At 51.6% G+C, this 17,984-nt stretch carries 15 protein-coding genes; 4 read left to right on the top strand and 11 right to left on the bottom strand.

Annotated elements, in window-relative coordinates:
• Positions 1–88 precede the first annotated feature (88 nt).
• Complete coding sequence (locus BP71_RS09060) at positions 89–433, top strand: hypothetical protein (protein WP_496378293.1); 345 nt, start codon at positions 89–91, stop codon at positions 431–433.
• Positions 434–596: 163 nt separating this feature from the next.
• Positions 597–1,856 (top strand): ankyrin repeat domain-containing protein, encoded by a 1,260-nt coding sequence (locus tag BP71_RS09055; protein ID WP_496378291.1) that lies wholly within the window; start codon positions 597–599, stop codon positions 1,854–1,856.
• 196 nt (positions 1,857–2,052) lie between these two features.
• On the opposite strand, the gene BP71_RS09050 is transcribed toward BP71_RS09055, so the two are convergent.
• Positions 2,053–3,642, bottom strand: coding sequence for a DUF4394 domain-containing protein (locus BP71_RS09050; protein WP_496378289.1), 1,590 nt, complete (start codon positions 3,640–3,642; stop codon positions 2,053–2,055).
• 419 nt (positions 3,643–4,061) lie between these two features.
• Between BP71_RS09050 and BP71_RS09045 the strand changes: the two genes are divergently transcribed.
• On the top strand, positions 4,062–4,991 hold the full coding sequence (locus BP71_RS09045) for a hypothetical protein (protein ID WP_496378287.1): 930 nt from the start codon (positions 4,062–4,064) through the stop codon (positions 4,989–4,991).
• Here BP71_RS09045 and BP71_RS09040 read toward each other — a convergent pair.
• The 9 genes from BP71_RS09040 to BP71_RS09000 form a co-directional block, all read right to left on the bottom strand.
• Entirely contained in the window at positions 4,966–5,376 is a 411-nt protein-coding gene (locus tag BP71_RS09040) for a winged helix-turn-helix transcriptional regulator (protein WP_496378285.1), read from the bottom strand. The genes BP71_RS09045 and BP71_RS09040 overlap by 26 nt on opposite strands.
• Positions 5,377–5,505: 129 nt before the next feature.
• Complete coding sequence (locus BP71_RS09035; RefSeq protein WP_496378283.1) at positions 5,506–7,674, bottom strand: outer membrane protein assembly factor BamB family protein; 2,169 nt, start codon at positions 7,672–7,674, stop codon at positions 5,506–5,508.
• An 86-nt stretch (positions 7,675–7,760) separates the two neighbouring features.
• Entirely contained in the window at positions 7,761–8,648 is an 888-nt protein-coding gene (locus BP71_RS09030) for a DUF4380 domain-containing protein (protein WP_496378281.1), read from the bottom strand.
• A 51-nt stretch (positions 8,649–8,699) separates the two neighbouring features.
• Positions 8,700–10,265 carry a RagB/SusD family nutrient uptake outer membrane protein gene (locus BP71_RS09025; RefSeq protein ID WP_496378279.1) on the bottom strand — a complete coding sequence of 522 codons (1,566 nt, stop codon included), beginning with the start codon at positions 10,263–10,265 and terminating at the stop codon, positions 8,700–8,702.
• A 31-nt stretch (positions 10,266–10,296) separates the two neighbouring features.
• The gene (locus BP71_RS09020; RefSeq protein ID WP_496378277.1) at positions 10,297–13,794 is read right to left on the bottom strand and encodes a SusC/RagA family TonB-linked outer membrane protein; all 3,498 of its coding nucleotides are present in this window, start codon (positions 13,792–13,794) and stop codon (positions 10,297–10,299) included.
• A 4-nt stretch (positions 13,795–13,798) separates the two neighbouring features.
• Positions 13,799–14,785 (bottom strand): FecR family protein, encoded by a 987-nt coding sequence (locus tag BP71_RS09015; RefSeq protein ID WP_496378275.1) that lies wholly within the window; start codon positions 14,783–14,785, stop codon positions 13,799–13,801.
• 8 nt (positions 14,786–14,793) lie between these two features.
• Positions 14,794–15,444 (bottom strand): RNA polymerase sigma-70 factor, encoded by a 651-nt coding sequence (locus BP71_RS09010; protein ID WP_496378273.1) that lies wholly within the window; start codon positions 15,442–15,444, stop codon positions 14,794–14,796.
• Positions 15,445–15,609: 165 nt separating this feature from the next.
• Complete coding sequence (locus BP71_RS09005) at positions 15,610–16,386, bottom strand: DUF899 domain-containing protein (protein WP_496378271.1); 777 nt, start codon at positions 16,384–16,386, stop codon at positions 15,610–15,612.
• 436 nt (positions 16,387–16,822) lie between these two features.
• Positions 16,823–17,227 (bottom strand): hypothetical protein, encoded by a 405-nt coding sequence (locus BP71_RS09000; protein WP_496378269.1) that lies wholly within the window; start codon positions 17,225–17,227, stop codon positions 16,823–16,825.
• Positions 17,228–17,241: 14 nt separating this feature from the next.
• On the opposite strand from BP71_RS09000, the gene BP71_RS08995 reads away from it, so the two are divergent.
• Positions 17,242–17,436, top strand: a complete 195-nt coding sequence (locus tag BP71_RS08995; RefSeq protein WP_496378267.1) for a hypothetical protein — start codon at positions 17,242–17,244, stop codon at positions 17,434–17,436.
• An 8-nt stretch (positions 17,437–17,444) separates the two neighbouring features.
• Here BP71_RS08995 and BP71_RS08990 read toward each other — a convergent pair whose 3' ends face one another.
• Positions 17,445–17,834, bottom strand: coding sequence for a hypothetical protein (locus BP71_RS08990; RefSeq protein WP_496378265.1), 390 nt, complete (start codon positions 17,832–17,834; stop codon positions 17,445–17,447).
• Between the last annotated feature and the right edge of the window lie 150 nt (positions 17,835–17,984).

The following is a 17,984-nucleotide window of genomic DNA, read 5'->3' as shown; positions in this document are numbered from 1 at the left end:
TACGAAATGATTAACTTTTATATTTATTATGTAAGTATAATTTGACGAATAAATTCTATGTCAATAAAAGTTAATTGTAATTTCGTTTATGGCTCAAAAATTACGTCTAAATGCCAAATGGATCTCTGTTGTGATCCCCTTAGTGAATTGCTTTCAGGCCATTTCACAAACTTCCATTACATCCAGTTTGCCCCTCGTGGTGATTGGCGCCAACGGCGCCGCCATTCAGAACAATAACAAAATCTCCGATGCGCTCAGCATCACTGCGGCCGATGGGGGCGGTGTGCACGGCTTCGACGTTAATTCAGGTAATAGTTATCAGTATCTGGGAGATGTAGGGGAGTTGCTCGGGGACGCAGATTTTGCATTGCCGGCCGGGCAACTATCTTCCGGAAGTTACGGTACTGACCATTTTCGATCCAGGAACTGTTGAAGTGGTCAGGAAAAAGTGGATAATCAGCAGTAAAAGCGTGCGCCGGTTTGTCCATGGGCAGAAATAGCGCTAAAATGGGGTGTTAAATAATATATTATTTACTTTAATAAGTCTATATTAAATGCGCGAATAGTCCAAGTTTAGCCCCCTTAATAGCCGGCCTATGAACACTACCGATATAATCCCGCTGATTCCTGACCCCAGCCGTAACTACTATGAGCAACAGGCTTTGAAATTACTGGATGCTTGCCGTTCAATGCGCAACGATACGGTCAAACACGTTCAAAAATTTCATCCGGAGCCATGGAAACTAACGCAGTTAAACAAACCCGAGACTAACTTCAGCATCGAGGATGCCAGGCTCGTCACGGCGAGGGAACTGGGTTTTGAAGATTGGCCGGTATTGTTAAAGCATATTGACGACCTACGCGACCCGGACTCTCAGGCTGCGCGGTTTGAGCGTGCCGTGGAGGCGGTAGTCCACGGCGACCTCGGAACGCTCATTGCATTGTTGAGCACTCATCCCGGCATCGTTCGTGAGCGTTCCTCTCGCGGACACCAGGCAACTTTGTTGCATTACGTTTCAGCTAATGGCATCGAAAATTATCGCCAGCTCACTCCTCCCAATGCGTTGGAAATCGCCGACGCACTACTGTTGGCAGGTGCCGAACCGGACGCTTTTGCGGAAGTTTATGAAAGCAAATGGGGGACTACGCTCGAACTACTGGTGTCCAGCTCACATCCTGCAAAGGCAGGTTTGCAATCGCGGCTGGCTGAGAAGCTCCTGGACCACGGTGCGGCGGTCAACGGAGTGCACGATGACGGTGCGCCGCTGTTAACGGCGATCTATTTTCACTATCCGGAAGTGGCCGACGTGTTGGTTCAAAGGGGCGCCCGCGTCGATAATGTGGTCGTTGCCACGGCCATGGGGTACATTGAACAACTCGCCGGTTATTTGGGAAATGACGGAAAGCTTCTCGCAGGTGCGCCGCTCGTGAATGTAAGCTGGCTTAAAGTGAAGCCGACACCGGAAGCCAATCTGGCGCTGGCATTTGTTTGGGCTGCCATGCTCGATCGCGTTGAGACAGTCCGCTTTCTGTTGAGTAAAGGGGTCAGCCCCGCGTCGAAAGATTTGCGCGACTGGACGGCGTTGCATTGGGCGGGTTATTTTGGCTATTCCGACATGGCAGATCTCCTGCTGGCACACAAGGCGCCGCTGGAAGCCCGCAATGAGTTCGGTGGAACGGTACTGGATCAGACGTTATGGGCTACTGCGCATGAAGGGCTGCGGCCGGATCACTTGCTGGTCGTAAGGAAACTCGTCGATGCCGGCGCGAAAATACATACGTGGTGGTTGCTGAGTGATTTGCACCCGCCATTGCACGAAAGCGTTGCGAAGATTTTGCAGGAGAAGGTGATGTAAATAGCGAAGTTCGTGAGGATCAATAAAGTTCGGAACACGGCGGAAGCGGTAGATACGATTACTTATACAAAGGGTAAGTTCTTCCCCGCAAACATGTACATCGGGGAGTGATTACTGAACCACAGCAGCGAGAACAAATTATAGACACAAAAAAGACGCCGGAAGCGCGTCTTTTTTGTGTCTATGGAAGATGGCTTTACAGGCCGAACCCTAATGCGAGCCCCTTCACCGGGCCGCTGAATGGAAATTTTGATGCAATAGCTCCCGATGACAAGTCGATGGTATAACAACTGGTGATGCCAGCCACCGTGAAGATGCCATATCCCTTGCCTGACACATTACCGATATCGAATCCTGCAACAGGACTGATATCGGCACCCATTGCCTTCGGATCGACCAGAATGCCATCGTTTGGAGGAGTTTGCTTGTACAGGGTATTACTCTGGGTATCGATATCGTACAAGGCGGTGTTGGCCGCCACAACACCCGGGTAGCTATTGGTATACGCAGCAGCCGTAACATGGGGTGTAGGACCGGCCATGCCTATTTTCAAGGCTCCGTCGATGGTCGTGACGCCGTCGTTCACGTTGATGCGCAGGTTTTGCCCATTATCGCTGACGACGCGCAGACGATCGGCAGCGGGATTGAAATCCACGCCGAAATAGGTGCCGCTCAATGTTACAGGTATATCCATGTTAGTCTTCAGGCTCACCAGTTCAGCCGCAGCTCCCGTACCCAGGTCAATGCCATATATTTTGCTATTGCTGCCTAATGCATATAATCTGCCGTTTGCCGGACGAATGTCGATGCCTTCCAGCGTGACGCCGGCCGCGAGCGTGATGGTCTTGGTAGCGTATTCGCTGCCCGTTTCAGGATTGAAAATTTTGAGGGTGCCTCCCTCGGTTAATGCGTAGGCGACTGGCATCGGAGGAATTGCGATTCCTGTAATATTCAGGTTTGAAGGAAATTCTCCCAGTTTTTGGAGTTTTCCGGTACTGAGATTGACAAAATTCAGCTCCCATTTGTCACCGAATTTCACGGACGCGATCGGATACACGTCGGAGGGGCTTACGTCGGGAGAGATGTCGAAGCCGCCAACTTCCTGGATGTCGAGACCCAGCGATTTCGCCTGGACGAGTTCACCGGCGTTCGGCGGGTTTTGTGTGTATAGCATATCGGTGGAAGCGTCGATGTCGTACAAAGTAGTACCCACTCCCGACGGAGGAGCTGTTACCCCTGCAAGGCTGTTGGTGTAGGCCACAGCCCCGATCATCGGGTTGGTATAACCGGTTAACGGCGAATCCATTGTGACAGCTCCCGTCTCCGGATGAACGCGCAGGTTTTGCCCTGATGTAGTCACCACACGGATTCGATCCACGGTAGGGTTAAAGTCGAAGCCGACGCTGCCATTCAGTGTGGTCGAGAGGGGTGTCGTACCAATGCGAGTAGCTTTACCTTCCTGGTCGCCTGTCTTTACATTGATCTGGTACAGATTGTTCAGGGAGCTGATCGCATAAAGCTGCCCTGTCGCCGGGCGGAAGTCAATGGTTTTGATGACTTCTTCCTGCCCGAGACCCGTTACAACAAAAGAGCGGACCGGGCTGGCGGTATTTTGGATGTTGATTTCGTGTAGCTGGTTGTTGTCCGACAATGCATAGAAAATCCTGTCGGGTAACGACTGTATCATCGGCGGCACACGGTGATCTTCACAGGATACCAACGAAAAGGCAAGAATAAGGGCCAGTGCTGAGGCAACGGGTCTCGGGAATAAGTCGAGTAATTTCATAAGATCTTGATTGAGTTATGTAGTTAGACAAAGCCACATACGCTCGATGAGCCCCTTTGGATTAAGTGCATGGGTTAAATGTTAATATAACCCTTGTTTAATTTGTGATTTTACCTGGAAAGGCGCTTTGACAGCTCATATGCGGGGCTGGGTCGCTATTGGCTTGCGAGAAGAGTATTTTGCTCATTTAATGCCGCTGATAAGGAACTGGGAACAGGGAAATTAATTGCATCATGACATTAGCTTAATAATCAAATACTTAATTTGTAAATTAATGCGACAAGGTAGTGGCATAGTAGTATCAAAAGATTAAGCTGTACTATTCGACAAAGTTGCAGATCAGGCCAGGCAGTAGTAAATACCTTGCTTTTTAACGCTTATATTGCACACATATCTCGACGACATTTAATTTTTCACACATGCTAAAACCTTCACTAGGGCCGCTAATTGCGGTTCGGTTCCTCATGTTGTTTGCCGGACTAGCTGGTTCTGTCAATGCTCAGGGTACGTTGGAATTTGTTCAGGACGGCGTCAATAACAGCCGTGGGCTACCTGTCCCGAAGGGGCCTACATCCATTCCACAGACGCTGAATTTTTTTCATAACAAAAATGGCAGTACCGACGACGGGATTTATTTTCAGGAGCTGCGGTCGCCGTTATCTCTGACATTCAGCTTTGATGATCAAACTTACGTCAATGTCCCCCAGCATGTTACCGGCCTTACTTTTGGGGCTTCATCCGGCGCGAGTGCTACGCATGTAAAGGGGGCTCCTGTGGTCAACAACAACTATTATTATGCGGATACTGCGCGGACAATCTTTACCGCCCACCCGCAGGGACCGTCAGGGAAGGGAATCAATCTGTATATGAATGCAGGTTTACAGATATTCCTGTCAGCGAAACCGCTGATGGCATCCAATGCATCGAAATCGGATACGAGCCGCTACTACTACGGCAAGTTGCGCCTGCAATTCAACCGACCGGTTACGGATCCCGTTTTATCATTTATTGGCTTGGGGGCGACCACCAATTTCGGGGGTAAGCGCCTGGGGTTTGCCACTGAGCTGGAGCTGCAAACACCCTCCCTGACTTTGACAAAGCTATCTGGCAATGAGCAGATGCAGATTGACATATCAAAAACCAAGATTCTGCATTCTAAAACCCCAATAACCGGGAATTGCGATAATGGTGCTGCCTGTGGAAGCCTGCTGATCAAAGGCTCACAGATCACGACGCTGGTTTTCAGCGTTTACCTCCGCGCAGATGGCGGCCCGGGACAATGGGGAACCGAAAAGGTGACCAATTCGGGCGACATGTGGCATCTTACGGTGTCGCTGCCAGAGCAGTAACCCTTGTCGGCACACCGCTACCTTCACTCCTGATCTTTTGGCGATGCATTTCACCCCATTCGATCAGAGATTCGAGGACTGGCGACAGTGTGTCGGCATACGTGGTGAGTGCGTACTCGATCACAATGGGAAAATCGGTATAGACGTTCCGGGTAATAAACCCGTTGATTTCCAGTTCTTTTAGCTCATTGGACAAAACCCTGGCGGATATGCCGGTGATAGCCCGCTGAATGTCGTTGAACCGCTTGTGGCCTTCTGCCAGGGCAAGGATAATCCGCAATCTCCATTTCCCGCCGATTACGTAAAGTGCGTCGCCAGCTGCATTCAACTTGCTGTTGCATTGGCTGGGAGAAGGACGTGGGCCGTGATGATGTGTAAATGCCATTCTGATTTGACTATCAAAAAGGTTATTGCTAACCTTTTGTTCATTACTATAATTTGTATAGTAAAAGTAGGTAATTTCGTCAAAGAATCAAAATGAAAAATCAGCTTCTTCCCCGATTAAGCCAAACGCTCACGGCAGCCGGAATGCCATCATAAATCCGGACGGATTGTCCTTCGTACCGCCAACGGACAGCGCCACGTACTGTTTTCCGCCACTCATATAGGTGGATGCCGTAGCGTTCGCCACACCCGGCAGTTCGGTTTGCCAAAGTAATTTACCCGTTTTTTTGTCGAATGCCCGCAGTTTGCGGTCCTGGGTGCCGCTGATGAACACCAGGCCTCCGGCTGTTACAATAGGGCCGGCGGAGCCTTCCTGTCCGGTTTCGGGCCCACCTTTTTCTTGTCGTTTGGCATCGTTACCCAGTGGGATCTGCCACTCGTAGTCGCCTGTGCTGAGATTGATAGCATTGAGGGTCCCCCAGGGGGCTTTAAGGGCGGGATTTCCATTCGGGTCCCGGAAGTGGCCGTAGGCGGTAAGGTTCAGGTATTTATCGGCCCCTTTCTGCGTCTGGCCGGTTTCCAGTTTGGTGACCTTGCTCGAATTCTGGGGCCGGTCGTAGAGGAATGCGATCATGCCTTTTTCCTTTCCTTTGATCGCACTTGCGAATGCGGGCATTTTGCCACCGCCTTTTTTGATCTTATCGAGTGCTGCTTCGCGGGTCATGCGGTTTCGGAGCCCGATCAGCGAGGGATAAGTAGGCTCGTCGCCATTTTTGTCCTTGCCATGACAGGCCACGCAGTACGTCATGTACAGGGTTTTCCCCTGGTCATAGACCGTCTGGTCTTTGGCTTCCTGTTCCGTATCTACTTTCTTCATCGACTGGATCTCAGGCGAATCGTTGGATTTTACAAATAGCACGGTCGTGGAAGGGTCGTAGGCCGCTCCTCCCCATTCAGCGCCCCCGCGACTGCCGGGCAACATCAGCGTGCCTTTCAGGTCGGGTGGGGTGAAGAGCCCTTCATACCGCATCGACCGAAACTTTTTCACGATAGAATCATGTCCGGCGTTGGTATAATGGGTCAGGTCGGCCTCGGTCATCCATTGCCGGGCAAATGGCTTGGGTTTTAGCGGGAAAGGTTGGGTAGGGGATGTGTGTTCACCCGGGATGTTGGAAGCAGGCACTTTGCGCTCTTCGATGGGAAACAGCGGCTCGCCGGTTTCGCGATTGAACAGGAATACAAAGCCATGCTTGGTCACCTGCGCCACGGCATCGATATCCCGTCCTTCCCGTTTTACTGTAACCAGGTTCGGTGGAGCTGGCAGGTCATAATCCCAAAGGTCATGGTGCACCAGCTGGTAATGCCAGATATATTTGCCCGTGGCGGCATTCAGTGCTACCACGCTGTTTCCATAGAGGTTGTCGCCTTTGCGGTCCGCACCATAAAAGTCGTAGGAAGGCGATCCCAATGCCAGAAACACCATACCGCGTTTGGTGTCCAGGCTCATTCCCGCCCAGTCGTTGACGCCGCCTGCATATTTGTAGGCATCTTTCGGCCAGCTTTCGTAGCCAGGTTCCCCGGGCAGCGGTATGGTGTGGAAAGTCCATTCCAACTTGCCGGTTTTACAGTTATAAGCGCGGATATAGCCCGGTTGGGCTCCATAAAGCTCGGACACCTCGGCACCCATGATCAGCAGGTCGTTGAAGACAATGCCCGGTGAAGTGGGGATCACAGAAATGGTTTCAGGATCGTCGCGCAGGCCGACATTCATGCTTACCTTACCATTTTTCCCAAACGATAGAATGGGTTTGCCGGTACGGGCGTCGAGCGCAAAGAGCATGTCACCTCCCGTGAAGAGAATGCGTTTGTCCTCCCCGTCTTCCCAATACGTGACGCCGCGGCTCACACCGCCTCCTTCTGCACCTTCGAAGGGATCAAAGGCCCATATTTGCTTCCCTGTTTCAGCATCGATGGCGTAGGCCCAATGCTTGGCCGAAGTGGCATACATCACTCCGTCGATGACAATCGGGTTACATTCGCTGCTTCCGGCACGGCTCTCTGCTTTCATGTCGTGGAAGGAATGGGTCCAGGCTGGTTGTAACTGACTCACATTGGAAATATTGATCTGGTCGAGGCGGGAGTAACTGGTGCTTTCCGCATCGGCCTTATAGATGCTCCAGGAACGGTCTTCCACATCGCGGGCCTGGTAGGCGGCCAATCCCACGAAAGCCGCGACGGCAGGGATCAGGACGGATTTCTTCTTGAAAAATGGTTTTTGAAGTTTGTCAATTCCAATCATAAAATGGTGAAGTTCAACTTCTCGAAAAAAGGTTTAGGGATCGTAGGGCGTATTGCAGCGAATGTATGGTAAAGTACCTGTGCAGGTCATTTTACTATTTTCCGGACGTAGTCGACCAGGCTGCGACTGCCGGGCGAGCGGTTCACGCCCGGGGGTAATTTTCTGAGGAACCAGGTGGTGGTCCAGGTGGTTGAAGCACCTGGTTTTAAAGTTTCATAGGTGCCTTGATGTTCGATTTCCACATAGCCTGGATTATCTGCGGTAACTTCGCTGGCAAAAAGCTCTACCTCGCCTTCCTTGGGTGCGGTTTGTTCCGGTGCGAGATCCGGAAACTTCTTGATCAGGATTCTGTCCCCGTTTAACTGGGCGAGCCAGCCTTCCGCACCGTCCGCGTAAATTTGGCGGTCACCTTTCCCAGGTAGTTTGTCTTTTTGATAAACATACCAGAAAATACCGTTGCTAACCGAGGTCGACGAAAGCAAACCACCGCGGGCCTGGTCTTTCCCGGCCGGGAAAAATGCAGTTCCTCCCGTATGCACGCGGGTTACTTCCCAGGGGGCCGCGCGCCGGTCCTGATCCGACTCGTTCCGGATCGTGTATTTTACGACGAAGGATTGATCATTTGCATTACCTGATATTTCCTTTACCACCACCAGTCCGGTTTTGGGGTCTCTCGAACTTGTCAGAATAACTGCATTATCCAGGACTTTCGCCCGATACGGCTTATTGTCGATTTCCGCCGAAGGAGGCCAGTTCCAGTCGCTCTGGGGGCTCACCCAGAATGTCGATCCCCAGTTGAAATCGTTGACGGTGCTGTCGGTCAGGAAATCTTCACCTTCCAGAAGCAAAGAAGTAATCCGCGCTCCGTTTGCCGGGTTAATTTTCATGATCTGCCGTTCCAATGCAATGGTGTACCGGCCATTTGCGGCTTCAGGTACCACACGCGCCTGTCCAAAAGATGGCAGGCATGCCATGAAACATGAGCATGCCGCCATTAAACCGATGTTGAATGCCGTCACCACCGGTTAATTCCAGTCGTTAGCGATATCCGCTGCCAATGCCTGATTGGCGTTTCTTTCCGCGATCGGAATGGGAAGCAGCACGTGCTTGTCCAGGAATGGGTATTGGCCGGGTCCTTCGGGATGTTCGGTATTGAGCGTTTCCTTCGCTATGCCCCAACGGATGAGGTCAAACCAGCGCGACTGCTCACCGGCAAGCTCGATCCGGCGTTCACGGCGCAGTGCGGTGCGCGCGTCGGCCTGGCTCAAAGACGAAGGGTAGTTTTTTGCCATCACGCTGGGCCGGTTCCTCACCTGGTTGATATACGAAATACCCTTGGCCAGATCCGGACTTGCTTTCTCGATATGGCTCTCCGCGAGCATGAGTAACACATCCGCGTAGCGCATGACGTGTGTGTTGATGCCGCTCATCGGGGCTTCGGTGTATTTCTGAAATTCGTAGGGCTCATATTTGCGGTACCGGTTACTGTAAAAATCAAATGGGAACTGAATGGGGCCAGCTGCGCAATGGTCGCAATACTCGGTGTCGCCGCCATTGGCTTTGCTGCCGTAAAAAGTCAGCGCCGCGCGTGGATCGATATAGCCCGCGGTGCCTGTCGCCGGGTCGTTGTATTTGTGGGCAGCCACGAGCGCATTGGAAATCGTTACGTTTTCCCAATCATTGAAACCATACTCCTGGGCACGGCCGGTGTGGAATGTCTTGCCGTCTTCCCCTTCCCAGCCGCCAAACATATAATACTGGGTATTGGAAGTGGTGTACACATGGTTGACCGCAAAAAGGACTTCCGGCGTATTGATATTGTCTTCTCCAAACAAATGGTCGTAGCTGGGATCCAGGGCATAAGTGAACGGAGCGGTGGTAAGCTTGGTGAGCTCTGTCACGGCTTGATCATATTTTTTCTGGAAGAGATAAGTTTTTCCCAGGAACCCTATGGCCGCGCCCTTGGTCGCACGCCCTTTCTGATCGGCCTGGTATTCCACGGGAAGGTCGGGGATGGCGAGGGTGAACTCGTTCTCGACCACCCTCCACAATTCCTCCACGGAGGCCCTCGGGCTGGAATTTGTTTTGGAATCATCGTAAGTCATTTTCAATGGCACACGCCCCCAGTTGGTTACCAGATTAAAGTAAGCGAAACCACGTAGCCAGTGCGCTTCGGCGATGTACTGTTTTTTCAGGGTTTCCTCGGAAGCGTCGGCAGGCTGCCAGGTTTCCATTACTTTCAATGCAAGGTTGGCACGGAAAACCATCCGGTAAAGGGATGACCACAGCCCTACGATGTCTTCGTTGTTATTCGTAAAACTGTAATCGGTGAGTTGCAGCTCGGTTCCGACCAGGGCACTGGACCGTTCGGCCTCGTTGGCCAGCAGATCGAAGATGAAGTACCATTCCCGTGACATCATTCCCATGTGGCTGAACACCGTATAGGTAGCGATGATCGCCTCGTTGAACTGCGTTTTGGTTTTGAAATAGGTTTCATCCGTGTAGGTATTCTCGTTCTTGACGTCGAGCAGGCTGTCGCTGCAAGCAGTAAGAAACATAGCTGTACACAGAAATAGCTTTATCCTTTTCATGTCTTTCTGTTTAAAAAGCTTTAAGTTTTTTCTAGAACCCGAGTTGCAAACCGAGCATGAATGTTCTCGGCTGTGGTACCTGGCCGGTATCGATGCCTCTTCCGAAGATGAAGTTGCCGCTACCGGTGACCTCGGGATCGTAGCCGGAGTAATTAGTGAATGTGAACAGGTTCTGGGCTGTGAGGTATACGCGCAGGCTGGAAATGACGTTGCCCGTTGAGGGTTTGATCTTCGTGCCGGGGACCGTGTACCCGAGCGTCACATTGCGTACCCGGGCGTAGGCGCCGTTTTCGACATACCAGGACGAGTTGCGGAGGTTGGCCGCAGTACCGTAGTTCTGGCCTGCACGCGCAATGTCGGTCACGTCGCCGGGCTTCTGCCAGCGGTTCAGCACAGTGGTTTTGGTGTTAAATGGCAGGGCTACGCCTTCGAGATAGTATTTCGTGCCATTGATAATATCGATACCTGCTACGCCCTGCAGGGTTGCCATGAAATCGAAATTTCTGTAGTTCAGGTTAACATCCACGCCATAAGTAAGTTTCGGAATGGGACTGCCGAGAAATGTCTGGTCGGTGAGGGTAACCTGCCCGTCCCCGTCGACATCCTGAAAAATACGGTCCCCGGGTAGCAGACCAGCCTGGTACACGGCATTCGGGTCACCGGTTTTCTGGCGGGCCAATGCGTTGTATTTTTCGATATCCGCATTATCGATCGCCACATGGTCGTATTTATAGCCGTAAAATGCACCGATCGGATGGCCTACTTCGGTGCGCGACATGGCCGGAACGGAGTAGAATGCGCCGCTGATGATCGGTACCGCACCCTGGGTTCCGAGGGAAGTAACCTGGTTTTTGTTGTAGGCCCCGTTTACATTGATACTGTAACGCAGGTCTTTGGCAGTTCCGTTGTAGCCCAATGTCAGCTCAAACCCCTTGTTGAATGCCGAAGCTGCGTTGATCAGCTGGCTGGCCGACGCGCCGCTCACGCCGCCGTAACCGGTTGATAATGCAACCGGAACTTCCACGAGCAGGTCCTTATTCTTCCGGTTGTAATATCCGGCGCTCACACTGAAATGGTTGTGAAAGAATGTCGCGTCCAATCCCACGTCGATGGTAGAAGTTTCTTCCCATTTCAGGTTAGGCGTGGAGGGAACCGTCACCGTGGCACCGTTGACGAGCGTTTCATTGGGGCCCAACGGATACACCACGCTGTTACCCGAGCCTGTCCATACAGTCGACTGATAAGAGAAGCCGGCGATATTGGAGTTTCCTGTTTTACCCCAACTGGTCCGCAATTTCAGATCGGAAATGAATGGGATGTTCTTCATGAATGCTTCATCCGAGATCCGCCAACCCAGACCCGCCGAGGGAAAGTAGCCCACGCGGTTATCCTTGCTGAAAAGCGAGGTAGCATCGCGGCGGCCCGTTAAGGTCAGGATGTATTTTTCTTTGAAATTATAATTCACACGTGCGAAATAGGAGATGAACCGGGAGTTGGAGTTGGCCGACCCCGAGCTGAAATTCACTGTTTTGGCTACGCCGATCTGGTGAATTTCGGTATTGGCAAAGTTGCTTCCCACCAGGTTTACAGACCTCGACAAATAGCCGTCCCGATAGGAGTTACCCGCCGTAAGGGTCAGGCCGTGGTCTTTGAACTGTCTGTTGTAGGTAAAATAATTTTCAAGAATGTAGCTCAGGTTGTACCCGTACCCCTCCGAAATCTGGCTTTGGGTAACCAGCTGGTTGCCCGCATAGGTGGGATTATAGGAATAGTTCTGGTTAAAATTGTAAGTGCCTCCGAACTGGGTGCGGAACCGCAGACCCTCGATGATATCGAGTTCGGCATAGAGTTGCAGGTAGTTGTTCAGATTGCGGTTCTTGGTGTCGTAGAGGTTAGGAATAATCAGCGGATTTTGAGAGTCGTTACCGTCCCTGGCGCTGGTGGCGATACCGTAGCCGCCCAGGAGGTTGGTAGGGTCATAAACGGAAATATAGGGAGGCATACGCAGGCCATTGAGGATGTTGGCTGTGTTGCCGTCCGACACCTGGTAGCGGATGTTGAGCTGCTGGCCCAGCTTGATGCGTTTGCCGATAAATTCTTCCAGGTTGAAGCGGAAGTTGGCGCGGGTGAAATTAAGGTCCACGACCTGGCTTTCCTGTTTGGTATAACCGGTTGAAAAACTGTAAGTGACGTGTTCGGTACCTCCGCCGATGTTGATATGATGTTCGCTCATTTTGGCGGTCCGGAACATTTCCTTCTGCCAGTCGGTCTTCGTGATATTGGCCTCTGGTGTCGCCAGGCGTGGCGGAAGGGGCTGGCCGTAGTTGGTATACCACTCCTTCACCAGATCGGTGTATTGCTGCGCATTGAGCATATCGAATTGTTTCCATGGCCTGGAAATACCCACGTAGCCATTGTAGGTCACGCGGGGTTTCCCGGTTTTAGGGAGGCGGGTTGTTACCACCACCACACCGTTGGCACCCTGCGCGCCATATATCGCAACGGAAGAGGCGTCTTTCAGCACGCTGATGTACTCGATGTCGTACGGGCTGAGCGAGTTGAACATTGTCGCATCGCTCTGGATACCGTCGATGACATAGAGCGGTGCGGCGCTGGTGAAGGAGCCGGTACCACGAACGACGATCTGCGCACCGGCACCGGGCACGCCGCTGTTGTTGACCACCTGCACGCCCGCGATTTTACCCTGCAATAGTTGCGAGGTATTGCTCACACCCACATCTCCAAAGTTTTTTCTGTTCAATACGCCCACCGAACCGACCAGGTCTTTTCGCGATTGCTCGCCGTAACCTATTACCACCAGTTCTTCCAGCGCGTTCACATTTTCGGTCATCACGATATCCAGCGTGGTCCGGTTGCCAACCACTACTTCCTGACTAGCGAAGCCTACAAAGCTGAAAATCAATGCAGAACTTGCATCGTCGACAGTGACCTGATAGGCCCCGGAGGCGTCGGTGGTGACGCCCCGGTTTGTACCCTTCACTACAATGCTGACACCGGGCAGACCATCGCCTTTGGCATCGAATACCCGGCCTTTGACCGAAATAGTGGCGATTTGTATGTCGGTTGCGGGGATTCGTGCCTCCGTGGGCGCGGGAGTGCCGGGCATTGGCTCGTCCTTCGGTACATCGGTGGTCTGCGGCTGTTCGTAGGCGGTCTTTTTCACCTGCTTCCTGACGATCAGGTAAGTGCCCTTTCTCGACTTCCTGAATTCCAGATTGTTAGGATTTAGAAGCGATTCGAGCCTTTTTTCAAGCTTGACATTGCCTGCTTCCGGAGAAATGGTGATCGAAATGCCCTGGACCGTCGATTCTTCGAAAACGATGTTGACCTGATACTTTTTACCGAGTTCGAGGAGGGCTTCTTTCAGCTTCTGGGTCTCCGGGCCATTCTGACGTTCCGGATGAAGCCGCGAAGGCTGCACAAACGCGACGTTTTGTGCAATTGCTCCCCGGCCCATCAGCAGCGCGATCAGTACCAGCCCTGATTTGGTAAGTAATGGATTGGACATATTATTAAGGTTTAGGAATAGACAGTTCGATGTGGTCCTCTTTCTGGATGACCTCTATTTGCATGAGTTCGGACAAGATCTGCAACAGATCGTCCGCCTGTTCGGCTTTGTAGATGCCGCCGATCCTTCGTTGTGCCAGTAACGTATCTGGTATACGTACGTTGATATTGAACTGCTCGCCGATCTGCAGCGCGACGTCCGACAGCAGTGTGTTGTTGAAATAGAATGTTTGCTCTTTCCAGGCCGTGTACGGGCGGGTGTCGGCCGGCGCCGTCATTTTGTAGGAACCATTTTGGCCGGAGACAAAGAGATTCCCGGGCTTCATGTAAACCTGTTTTCCTTCCGGCAACCCGAGTTTGACTTTCCCCTCTTTCAGGAATACCCTTTTTCCACGCTCCCGCGAGAACGCGACGAATTCGGTTCCCAGCACTTCAATCCGGTAGCGATCACCCATTCGTACGACAAAACGATCGTTGTTTCGGGTGTGGGTGACTTTGAACTCGGCTTCACCGTCCAGAAAAACCTCCCGCTCATTGCCCAGGAAGCCGAAGCGGGGTACTAAAAGTCTTGAATTGGAATTCAGCAGCACTTCTGTGCCTTCGTTCAGCCGGTAGGTTACGGTTTTTCCGGGAGCCGATTCAAGAGACTTGTACCGGATCTGTTTTTGGAATCCCATTCCAGCGGCTAACAGCGATACCGCGGCTGCTACCCAGAGCCAGCGCCACGTCGGGAGCGATCTTACCGGTTCCGGAGCCTTGTCGGACAGTCCCATTTCGCTGGCACCCGCCATAACCGATCGGAAGCGTTCAAGGGCGATTTCCTGATCGGGGCCAAACTGCGGGTGTTCGCTTTCCCATTCATCGAGGTAGCGGTAGAAAAGTTCCTGATTGGGCTCCTCAGTTAACCATTCTTCGATCATTTTCCGCTGAATGGACGTCGTTTTTCCCTCAAAGAATTCAAATAGCAATAATCGGATAATAGATTCCTTCATGGTGCGGATTAGCAAAAAAAGAGCATAATGAACAGGACCCAATGCGCAGATAACTCCTTCCGCAGACGGCTGAGCGCCCGGCTGACGAGTGCTTCCACTGCCTTGGCGCTGATCTTCATTTCCTGTGCTATTTCGTCGTATTTTTTCCCTTCGACACGCTTCAAAAGGTAAGCGCGACGACATTGTGCGGGCAGCTCGCGGATAATGAGCTCGATCTTCTGATGGAGTTCCGAATATTGCAGTGCTTCGTGCGGGCTTGGACTTTCTGAAAGGTGTACCGGCTCATCGGCGGAATGCTGGAAGCGGACCTGCCATTTGAGGTGATTGTACGCACGGTGACGGACCGATTTGTAGAGATACGCCCGATAGGAGGTCGTGACTTGCCGGAAAGTCTGGTTTTGCCAGAATGTGGTGAAAATTTCGGACACGATGTCCTCAGCCACTTCCCTGGAATGAACAAAGCGGATGGTGTGATTGCACAGGTTCACGTAGTACCGCCGGAAAAGCAGCTCGCAGGCCTTTTCAGGATCTTCGGTAAACAGCCTCCGCAACAGCCATTCGTCATCAGGGACGATGGCCTCGGACTTTGCGTGGTCGTGATTTTCCGGCGTTTGGCCGGGAAAATCTTCTTCCAGTGGGTTAAGCGGAAAAGCAGTCATCAGTGAGATGTCAAAAGGGCTGGCTTACAATTACACCCGCCAGACAATTAAAGACTACTTTTCCCTATGTTGCGAATAAAAAAATTATAAATCTCCTCAATGCAGAATATAATAGCACGAAAAAAGACAAATGCGAAATATCTGAACAGGCGAGGGAGGCTGCTGCTAATGGCAGCAACTGCCCGAATCGTCCTTGAAATCCTCATATTTGTCATGATGGCGCATCCAGTCCATGATACCGTCTTCATTTCGGCCTTTGGGAGTTAAATCCAGGTAGTTGTGTGCGCCGATCAGGATGTCGCCGCCGCGGCCATAGCTGGAATAAGTGTGGAAAATGTTACCGGCCGGGTCCTTGTAAAACACGCTGGTCCCCGGTGACTCTGCGCCTTCGTCATGTTTGGCATATTCGAAGTTGTAATAGACAGTTCCGTTCTTTAATTGTTCATCCGTAAATGAAACGCGATAGTCGTAATTGAAATCGCTCCCATTGGACGAAACCCAGTTGAATTTCCAATCCATCCGTTTCTTAAATGCGAGCAGTTTGGCCAGCGGTGCCCGGGATATCACTACCACCGACACGTCATGGTGTTTCAGGTGCAGGTTGGCGCCGTCGATGTGGTCGGCCAGGAACGAGCAGCCGGGGCAGCCTTCTTCCCATTCGGGCGCAAACATGAAATGATAAACAATCAGTTGGCTTTTTCCGTAGAAAAGGTCTGATAACCAGAGCTTTCCTTCCGGTCCTTCGAAAATATAGGATTTGTCGACCTTCACCCAAGGCAAATCGCGACGTTGCCGGCTGAGCTCGTCATTGAGGTAGGTGAGTTCCTTTTCTTTTTTAAGGAGTTCCTTGCGGGCCCTGGTCCATTCCTCCTGGGATACGATGCGATGTTCCGCGAGGTTTTCTTCCATTGAGCCAGTTAGCGTGTCCGGTTGTTTTTCCATGGTAGTCAAAGGTTTATGATTTATACAAAGCTCACTATTCTTTGTTGCAAACAGCATGTGTAAAAACGTCTATTTTGGGGGGTGTTTGAGACAAATTCCGAAACAGGATTTTTCAAATGACGGAGATGGGATTCCGCACGCGGTCCGGATGCTGGCACGGTTCTTGGTATACAACTGCCTGTTCTTGAAATGATTCATCAACTAAATATAGCATCGTTATGAAAGTCTTGAAATTGAATATCATCGCATTAGCGCTTTTGGGATCGGCTGCGGCAATGGCCCAGACTACGACTCCTTCCACATCGACAACGCCTGCACCTACAACGACGCAGCCGTCGACGTATCCGGGCAACACTACCCAACCCCAAACGGTGCCGGGCAGCACTGTTCAGCCGTCGACATTACCGGGAGCGGTAAAACCGGGCAGCACTACCACTCAGCCATCGTCAACGACCGTGCCGGGTAGTACCGTCCAGCCTTCAACTGTACCGCAAAGTACCGTGCCTTCCAGTACAACAGTGCCTAGCAGCACGACTGTACCAAACAGCACCACAGTGCCGTCTACGACAGTGCCTGTAACCCCAACCGACCCTAATGCGGTACCAAGAACCACGACACCCGGTTCATTACAGCAGAGCACGTTACCTAATAACAGCAACGTGCCCAGAAGCACCATCCCGGGTACCACGACAACGCCTTCGACGGTTCCGCAAAGTACCACAGTACCGTCGTCGACTGTGCCCGGTGGCGCAACAACACCAACTACTATTCCACAGAAGTAACCGAATTCATTCATGACAGCCTGCCGGATGTTCGCGTCCGGCGGGCTTTGGGTATCCATCAAAGAAGACTGCCATGCCAAGTGTAAAAAACCAGAATGCAGAAGGAAAGCTGGAACCCGGAGCGGTTCTGTCGGTATCAGGAGCAGCATCGGAGAACGATGCAATATTAGCCGTCGAAAATTACCTGCGGGTTAACCAGGCAGAGTACCTAGAGCTGGCCGTACCGGAAAAATCTGTGGACGAAACCTATGAGATCAGGCTGGAATAGACCCGCATTCATCCGGACGTTGTCCTGCGATCTTCTTTGTAGGTTGTCTCGTTTTGCTCTTTTTCCCGCTCCATTATTTCAAATTCCCTGGCGGGATTGAACCAGTTATTGCCGGCGGTATCAGCGATGGCAATAACTTTACCGCTGTTGATCTCCACCAGCACCTTTGAGCTTTTCAGGAGGTCCCAGCTGTCGACATTGCAGATTTGCATGCACCTGAAAAGAAACCTGCCCAGGTAAGGGGCGTCGCAGGAGCTGCCTCCGTGCATGCCTGAAAGAAATACTTCGTGTCCACCAAACGTATAATTTACTCCTTTCAGATTGAGTTCGAGCTCGGCTGTCATATATAGCTGACGGTGAACATATATATGAACCGCCTTGATAGTTCCGATTTCCATCATGTGGGTCGCTTGATTTCAGGACGTTTGGGCACCAAAACTATGCCCACAGCCCAGTTTTTTTAATTTCTTAACGTTGATTGTCTCAGACAGACTGTATGAACGACAATATATACGTTTAGAGTTCAATATGTAGTATTAATATTACTA

This window comes from Dyadobacter ginsengisoli DSM 21015 (genome assembly GCF_059568735.1).
This window is presented reverse-complemented; position numbering and strand designations above follow the sequence as displayed.

Excerpts from the sequence above, each read along its gene's own strand:
- BP71_RS09040 (WP_496378285.1), bottom strand. The coding sequence starts at position 5,376 with ATGGCATTTACACATCATCACGGCCCACGTCCTTCTCCCAGCCAATGC.
- BP71_RS08990 (WP_496378265.1), bottom strand. The coding sequence starts at position 17,834 with ATGGAAATCGGAACTATCAAGGCGGTTCATATATATGTTCACCGTCAG.
- BP71_RS09050 (WP_496378289.1), bottom strand. The coding sequence starts at position 3,642 with ATGAAATTACTCGACTTATTCCCGAGACCCGTTGCCTCAGCACTGGCC.
- BP71_RS09025 (WP_496378279.1), bottom strand. The coding sequence starts at position 10,265 with ATGAAAAGGATAAAGCTATTTCTGTGTACAGCTATGTTTCTTACTGCT.
- BP71_RS09015 (WP_496378275.1), bottom strand. The coding sequence starts at position 14,785 with ATGAAGGAATCTATTATCCGATTATTGCTATTTGAATTCTTTGAGGGA.
- BP71_RS09045 (WP_496378287.1), top strand. The coding sequence starts at position 4,062 with ATGCTAAAACCTTCACTAGGGCCGCTAATTGCGGTTCGGTTCCTCATG.
- BP71_RS09030 (WP_496378281.1), bottom strand. The coding sequence starts at position 8,648 with ATGGCATGCCTGCCATCTTTTGGACAGGCGCGTGTGGTACCTGAAGCC.
- BP71_RS09055 (WP_496378291.1), top strand. The coding sequence starts at position 597 with ATGAACACTACCGATATAATCCCGCTGATTCCTGACCCCAGCCGTAAC.
- BP71_RS09005 (WP_496378271.1), bottom strand. The coding sequence starts at position 16,386 with ATGGAAAAACAACCGGACACGCTAACTGGCTCAATGGAAGAAAACCTC.
- BP71_RS08995 (WP_496378267.1), top strand. The coding sequence starts at position 17,242 with ATGCCAAGTGTAAAAAACCAGAATGCAGAAGGAAAGCTGGAACCCGGA.
- BP71_RS09035 (WP_496378283.1), bottom strand. The coding sequence starts at position 7,674 with ATGATTGGAATTGACAAACTTCAAAAACCATTTTTCAAGAAGAAATCC.
- BP71_RS09060 (WP_496378293.1), top strand. The coding sequence starts at position 89 with ATGGCTCAAAAATTACGTCTAAATGCCAAATGGATCTCTGTTGTGATC.
- BP71_RS09000 (WP_496378269.1), bottom strand. The coding sequence starts at position 17,227 with ATGGATACCCAAAGCCCGCCGGACGCGAACATCCGGCAGGCTGTCATG.
- BP71_RS09020 (WP_496378277.1), bottom strand. The coding sequence starts at position 13,794 with ATGTCCAATCCATTACTTACCAAATCAGGGCTGGTACTGATCGCGCTG.
- BP71_RS09010 (WP_496378273.1), bottom strand. The coding sequence starts at position 15,444 with ATGACTGCTTTTCCGCTTAACCCACTGGAAGAAGATTTTCCCGGCCAA.